This is a genomic window from Rubripirellula obstinata, from assembly GCF_001642955.1.
Lineage (GTDB): Bacteria > Planctomycetota > Planctomycetia > Pirellulales > Pirellulaceae > Rubripirellula > Rubripirellula obstinata.
Genome location: NZ_LWSK01000195.1, coordinates 1 through 6,095 on the forward strand (window position 1 = coordinate 1; position 6,095 = coordinate 6,095).

At 53.3% G+C, this 6,095-nt stretch carries 9 protein-coding genes; 2 read left to right on the forward strand and 7 right to left on the reverse strand.

Going from position 1 to position 6,095, the window contains the following annotated elements; genetic code table 11:
- Positions 1-144: 144 nt before the first annotated feature.
- Together RC85_RS28925 and RC85_RS28685 are read left to right on the forward strand one after the other, a co-directional pair.
- A complete protein-coding gene (locus RC85_RS28925) occupies positions 145-270 on the forward strand; it encodes a hypothetical protein (RefSeq protein ID WP_261340492.1) in 126 nt (41 codons plus the stop codon).
- A 63-nt stretch (positions 271-333) separates the two neighbouring features.
- Positions 334-486: a type II toxin-antitoxin system RelE/ParE family toxin gene (locus RC85_RS28685; RefSeq protein WP_235033517.1), complete on the forward strand. Its 153-nt coding sequence runs from the start codon at positions 334-336 to the stop codon at positions 484-486.
- A gap of 222 nt (positions 487-708) precedes the next feature.
- Here the strand turns inward: RC85_RS28685 and RC85_RS24395 are convergent, their stop codons facing one another.
- The 7 genes from RC85_RS24395 to RC85_RS24425 all read right to left on the reverse strand — a co-directional run bounded on the left by RC85_RS24395 (position 709) and on the right by RC85_RS24425 (position 5,851).
- Complete coding sequence (locus RC85_RS24395) at positions 709-1,161, reverse strand: nucleotidyltransferase (RefSeq protein ID WP_068267357.1); 453 nt, start codon at positions 1,159-1,161, stop codon at positions 709-711.
- 314 nt (positions 1,162-1,475) lie between these two features.
- Positions 1,476-1,766 (reverse strand): type II toxin-antitoxin system RelE/ParE family toxin, encoded by a 291-nt coding sequence (locus RC85_RS24400; RefSeq protein ID WP_338060594.1) that lies wholly within the window; start codon positions 1,764-1,766, stop codon positions 1,476-1,478.
- 6 nt (positions 1,767-1,772) lie between these two features.
- A complete protein-coding gene (locus tag RC85_RS24405) occupies positions 1,773-1,958 on the reverse strand; it encodes a hypothetical protein (RefSeq protein ID WP_047813634.1) in 186 nt (61 codons plus the stop codon).
- Between the two features lie 206 nt (positions 1,959-2,164).
- Positions 2,165-2,449 carry a hypothetical protein gene (locus tag RC85_RS27770; RefSeq protein WP_162273258.1) on the reverse strand — a complete coding sequence of 95 codons (285 nt, stop codon included), beginning with the start codon at positions 2,447-2,449 and terminating at the stop codon, positions 2,165-2,167.
- Positions 2,450-2,608: 159 nt separating this feature from the next.
- Positions 2,609-3,001 (reverse strand): hypothetical protein, encoded by a 393-nt coding sequence (locus tag RC85_RS24415; protein ID WP_068267359.1) that lies wholly within the window; start codon positions 2,999-3,001, stop codon positions 2,609-2,611.
- 221 nt (positions 3,002-3,222) lie between these two features.
- Complete coding sequence (locus RC85_RS24420; protein WP_068267360.1) at positions 3,223-4,680, reverse strand: tyrosine-type recombinase/integrase; 1,458 nt, start codon at positions 4,678-4,680, stop codon at positions 3,223-3,225.
- A gap of 166 nt (positions 4,681-4,846) precedes the next feature.
- Positions 4,847-5,851 (reverse strand): AAA family ATPase, encoded by a 1,005-nt coding sequence (locus RC85_RS24425; protein ID WP_068267361.1) that lies wholly within the window; start codon positions 5,849-5,851, stop codon positions 4,847-4,849.
- Positions 5,852-6,095: the final 244 nt, after the last annotated feature.

Sequence of the window (6,095 nt, forward strand, 5' to 3'; positions counted from 1 at the left end):
AAGCTTGCTCAAGCAAGAGAAAACGGCCAAGTGCGGAGTCAAAAACAAGCGGCTCACCGCTGGTTGGGACGATGACTACATGGAAAAAGTCGTTTTCAGTCGGTAAATCCCCGTGCAATCGCCCTGCTGAAAGGGCGAGAAGTATTGCGTGCGAAGATCGCGACGGGCGTCGACCAATTAGATCGTGGCGAATCGCTTGATGAAGAATCCGTTTTCGACGAAGTCGAAGCGGAGATTGCCCGCATCGAGTCGTCAAATAAGCAAGGCTAGAATGATGCCAAGGCTCCGGTATTCTGAGGCATCGAAAGAAGACTGAAAGAGATCGCTCGCTTTATCGCCGAAGATAAGCCCGTTGCCGCACGGCAATGGGTAGCGAAAATTCGTGAGAAGTGTCGGTTGGCTGCAAAGCACCCGGACATTGGGGACGACCGCGGCGATCTTGGCGAAGGCATTCGTTCGACGTACGTTGGCAGTTACATCATCTAGTGCCGCCAGAAGAACAGTGCCTTGGAAATCGTTCGCGTGGTGCGCGGTGATCTCGAATTCCCGTTTCTCTAGGGGCACACAACGGAAGGTTTTTACAACACCGCCGTTAACGACGCGGTGGAGTTTGAATCATGAACAATTGTACCAATGCCAGCGCACGTTGCCGACCAACGAAGGTGTGCCGAAGGCCTAGCGTAAAAACCATGTTGTCCGACCGGGACCTCAAGCATCGCCAGGGTCAAGTGTTTCGGCATCCGCTATGTCTTTGGGGCGTCCGCATGCACGTTTGTTTGTAACAAGATCATTGCGTCCCAAAACGCAAAGCTGGATGCCGTCCATTTTAATCGAAAGTCGATTTGGCCAAGCGTCATCAAATGAAACCCCAGATATGGCAGTCAGGATATCAATACGGGAAGGCTCAACACCGATCTGGAAAACCATTCCCGGCTTCGCTAAATCCTCGACGGTAAGGTCATGTAACGGAGCGCCAAACTCGGCGAGCACCCGGTAAACTTTGGGAGCCGTTTCGGCATCCGGGCGTACCCAAAGGTCGAGATCGCCGGTGGCGCGAGGATGTCCGTGAGCAGCTACGGCGTAGGCCCCAACAAGCAGGAAATCAACTTTCGCTTCGAATAAGGCGAGTAACATGTCTTTGAAGTCGGGGTTGAACAACATTTGGCTCCTTGAATGCCCATGCGGTGATGGTCAGGGGCCAAACCATTAGCAACCGCTCAGCGGGCGTTGCGTTGGGGACACCTGAGTCGAGACCTTGCTGGTCGAGCGTTGTGAGTTTCACGACAGACCGATCCATTGGCGGCAGAGAGGTCATGGCTATCCTTTCGACTGAGGTCGGACAACGGAAGGTTTTGCCGACACCGCCCCAAACGAAGCGAACTATGCCTGAACTACGAGAGATTCTACCAGCAGAGGGCGGCATGAACAAACGACAGCGGTGTGCCGAAGGCCTAGCGTAAAAACCATGTTGTCGGTCATTCACCGCTGCCAAGATCGCGTTCGTCAAAGATTCGCGCACCATGAAACACAGCGAGGATATCAACCCTGCGTTCGGCTACACGGTAGATGATGCGGTAGTTGCCCTGCAGCACTTCACGCAAGTTCTCGCGGCCGATCTCCGGAACGACCTCGCCGGAGTATGGGAATTGTCGCAATCTCCCAACGGACAATCGTAGCTTACGGACATAGGCCGACGCCGTGGCCGACGCATCACGAGCAATATGAGCGCGAACCGCAGCAAGTCTTCGCGAGATTGTCGCGTCCAGTAAATCCTACTGGGCATCTTCGGCCTCAAGTTCGTCCATGAACTCGTCATGTTCCATCACGTCGCCAGCATCGGCTTGGGCGATGCCCAGTTCGATCTTGCGTAGGAGGTAGAGACGGTCGATCACATCGTCAAGTGAGACATCGTCATCGAGTGTCTGAATTAGCGAAATCGCCTTTTCTTTGGTTGTCACAGTGAGTCTTTTGATTTATGACCGACAACGGAAGGTTTTTACGACACCGCCGTGAACGAAGCGGTGGAGTTTGAATCACGAACAGCTAATGATAAGCCAGTCCCGCTTGAAGTGCAAAGGAAGGTGTGCCGAAGGCCTAGCGTAAAAACCATGTTGCACGACCGTCGAATTGCCAATACGCGATCTATTCGGGTAAAGCCGCAAGGTCAGCGCCCCGACGCATCCAAGCCAATGTTTAGGCAAGGATACCAAATTCCGCGAAATCTCAGTGGCCCAGAAGCACCGGAAACGTCGTAGTTTGGAATGTCGTCAAAAGATTGAATCTCGCGAACCTCGACGCGTTGGGCACGGACGTGGAAGTCATACCCACGGGCGGCGAGCATGGAAAAAGCGTCGTCGTGGGAATAAGCGGTCACGCCCTGCCCAATGGGGAACGTAGAATCATCTGGAAACGTGATCCAATAGCGCGAGAGATGGTCACGGACATCCATGGATTAGCTGAGGTCGTGCAACGGAAGGTTTTTACGACACCGCCCTGAACGAAGCGAGCGATGTCTGAACTACGGAAGATTCTACCACCAGAAAGAGGCTTGAACAAACGCCAGCGGTGTGCCGAAGGCCTCAGCGTAAAAACCATGTTATGCGTCCCGTCAGCGCAACTCATCGACGCCAGTTTCGAGATAGAGCTTCCATTTCTGGACATTGTCTAGCGTCAGTGGGAAGTTGATTTCGGGTGACGACCAATGATTGCAGACCTCCGCGACACGCTCACCGTCAGTTGTGTCGGCGTCCCATTCAAAGGCCTCGGAGGCGAACAGGCAGAAGCCAATGGCACGAAGGTCATCAGGCGGGATGCTGTTGTTCAGGACGGCATCGCACAATGCCGCGAGATGAGCAGCGGTCACGTCAAATTCGCGATCCATGTCAACGATCGGGTGGCGAGCGACCATGCCATCAGAAATGATTGCACCGCGTAAATCGTTGGCCAGCGTCTGCGCGTCTGCATCGCCGGTGAAGAAGTCGCAAAGGATGGCTTCGTGCATTCTAGGGACGCATAACGGGTCTTTGTGCGACATCCCCTACCAGAATGGTGGGGTTAAGATGCTCGCACTACTACGTAAGTTTAGCGTTGCAATTGGAGCGATGCAATTTGGCCTCGCTGTTTCTCCTTGAATCAAGGTTTTGAGCGTTGAATTTCACCTATCACGCAGTAGTAACCATTCTCGCTGCTGCAAGCGAACTCTCGATTCTGGTGTGATCATTTCTACCGTGGCTTTCTCGGCCCATGGGGCAATGATTCGGGTGGCCTATGATCAGGCGATCCCTGTTTGGCTACTGGACCATCGGTGGTGTCACTGGCGGCGGCGGTTTCTCGAATCAAGCGATCCGAAATTGATTGCTGCAACGTTTGATAGAATTCGGGTTGATCCATTCGTTTCGCCACCGACGAAGGCAGGCGTGAAAGAGATGCTTGCCAGTCTTCAATCGGGGGAAGGTCAATTTGAACGAAACCCGGTCTGATTTGTTGGGCTATTGAACCGAGCAGGTATTCGCGTCGTCCGCCAGATCGAATCTCAATCGTGAATTGATGTCGCTTACGAGACCGGTGAATGTCACGATCATCACTGGGGTCCATTCGACAATGCAACCGTAGGCCGCCGACGGGGTTGGCAGGTCGCCGCGAAGGTTCAGTCTGCTGCGATTGAGTTTGCTGGCCGTGCGACTGCTTCTGTGAAGTGGCGGCATCTGAAAGCCGATCCAGAGGGCTCGCAAAACTGGTTCGCTCTTTGGCGACCGAGATGTAAATCGTCGTTGTGTCCAATCGAACATGCCCCAAAACCTTCTGGATGCGACGGATATCACAACCGTCTTCATAAGAATGAGTAGCAAACGCATGCCGCAGAGAATGAGGCGTCAGCTTCTTGGTGATCCCCGCGATCTTCGTCGCCGTCTTGACCAATCGCTGAACGGTTCGTGGCGATAAATGTCGGTTTTGACGGCGATCAGATTGCGACTCGCCAGCAAAGACGAATTCGTTTCGTTGCGATCGTTTAAGCAGGCTTTTAAATAGGTCTTGATATTGTTGTGGTAGCTGAACGTGCCGGTCCGCGTTTCCTTTCCCTTGTTTAATAAAGATCTGCTGGCGGTCAACGTCAACATCACGCCACCGAACTTGGCACACTTCGCTGACACGCATTCCAGTCCCGTACATCAAACCCAGCAACAACGTATCACGTAGCGAGGGAGCCGCCGCCAGCAAACGCCGAACTTCATCACGAGAGGGAACAACTGGACGATGCCGCTTCTTTCTTGGCGTTTCCAAACCAAGCGTAACATCGCGATAACACATTTTGTCCCAGATCGTCCGAATCGCCGATAGCTGGACGCCCATGTCCGAAGGACCGTGGCCCGCATCATGCAGATACTCCAAGTATCGGCGAACATGTTCGCGACGGAGTTGATCGGGCGGGCAACCAAGCCAGCGAAGTACCGAAGTCGCAGCTTGAACGTAGGCTTTCACCGTTCGTGGACTGTAACAGCGAATCTTCAATTCGCGTCGAACGGTCTTCAGAAAAATGGACGGTCGCGGTCGCTTTTCATCCAGGTCAATGACGGCTAGGTCACGAGCCAAGCGATCCGAAACTGCCGGCGGTTCGGATTGACGACCACGTGCAATTCGATAAGGAATACCTGTGGTGTAACGATGCGTTGGAGTGCGCATGAAATGATCCACGGTCGAAGTAGCGGGATCTCGCAGTTGCGTGCAAGCTTTCGTAAGCGAAAAACATAACAGCCAGCACCTACGATCATCCAACAAAACCAGATTTAGTGAACATCTGCATTTGCTTGCACTGCATACGGTATCCCAGCGGAGCGGCCAGACCTAATCAGTCGGCTTTCTCTGGCACTTTTTCTAGAATGTCCAATAGGACTTGATCGGCTTCGACGCCTTCGGCTTGGGCCTCGAAGTTCAGCAGAACTCGGTGCCGCATTGCCGGCAAGAAGACTCGCCGTACGTCCTCGAAGCTGACGTTGAATCGGCCTTCTAGCAGTGCCCTGACCTTTGATGCCAATGCCAACGTCTGTGCACCGCGTGGACTCGCGCCCCAGCGGACATAACTGTTGGTTGCATCGACGCTGTGTGGTCCGTCGGGATGCGTGGCCAGCGTTAGTCGCACCAAGTAGTCTTGCACATGTGAAGCCAAGATGACTTCTCGCACCATCTTTTGCCATTTCTGAATTTCGGGGCCATCCATCACCCGTTCTAAACTGGCTTGATCACCACGCGTCGTTCGTTCGACGATTGTGTTGAGGTCTTCGCGGTTGCTGTATCCGACGACCAATTTGAAAAGGAAGCGATCTAGTTGTGCTTCGGGCAGCGGGTAGGTGCCCTCTTGTTCGATCGGGTTTTGTGTCGCCAGTACAAAGAACGGTTGGTCGAGCGTGTAACGATGCCCGGCCGCGGTCACGGTGCCTTCCTGCATCGTTTCCAGCATCGCTGATTGTGTTTTAGGTGTGGCCCGGTTGATTTCGTCTGCCAACAAAATCTGAGTAAAGACAGGTCCCTTTTGAAACTCGAATCGACGACGTCCTTGTTCGTCTTCGACAATCATATTGGTGCCCAGAATATCGGCTGGCATCAAATCGGGTGTGAATTGGATGCGATTGAAATCAAGTTCCAGCACTTCCGAAAGAGTCCGCACCAACATGGTCTTTCCCAAGCCCGGCACGCCTTCGAGCAAACAATGTCCACCGCACAGAATCGCGGTCAGCACTCCGTGGACGATGTCATCGTGACCAACAATCACGCGGCCAATCATTTCTCGCACGGCGTTGTATCGATCGCGAAACTGTTCCGCTTCGGCCTGCATGGATTCTACGGTCGTGGTCATGGTCGGCTTTTCTTCGCAGGTTGCTCATTAGGTTTCGTACACGTTCAACAAGGATCGTTGAGGAACGGGCGGGAAAGTAGTGTCGCCTTTCGCTCCGCGAAAGTGGCGAATCCGCTGCTTTCGCGGAGAAACTATGAGCGGGCTTGGTTAACGAGAAAAAGTTCGGCACACTCTTTGGGAGTTTGAATAGCTTTACCAACTTCCACAAAAAGGTACCGAACCTATGTCTAATGTTATCATGATA

What these genes read in the sequence shown, in the direction of transcription:
- RC85_RS24395 (WP_068267357.1), bottom strand. Translation starts at nt 1,161, where the DNA reads ATGTTGTTCAACCCCGACTTCAAAGACATGTTACTCGCCTTATTCGAA.
- RC85_RS27770 (WP_162273258.1), bottom strand. Translation starts at nt 2,449, where the DNA reads ATGGATGTCCGTGACCATCTCTCGCGCTATTGGATCACGTTTCCAGAT.
- RC85_RS24415 (WP_068267359.1), bottom strand. Translation starts at nt 3,001, where the DNA reads ATGCACGAAGCCATCCTTTGCGACTTCTTCACCGGCGATGCAGACGCG.
- RC85_RS24420 (WP_068267360.1), bottom strand. Translation starts at nt 4,680, where the DNA reads ATGCGCACTCCAACGCATCGTTACACCACAGGTATTCCTTATCGAATT.
- RC85_RS24425 (WP_068267361.1), bottom strand. Translation starts at nt 5,851, where the DNA reads ATGACCACGACCGTAGAATCCATGCAGGCCGAAGCGGAACAGTTTCGC.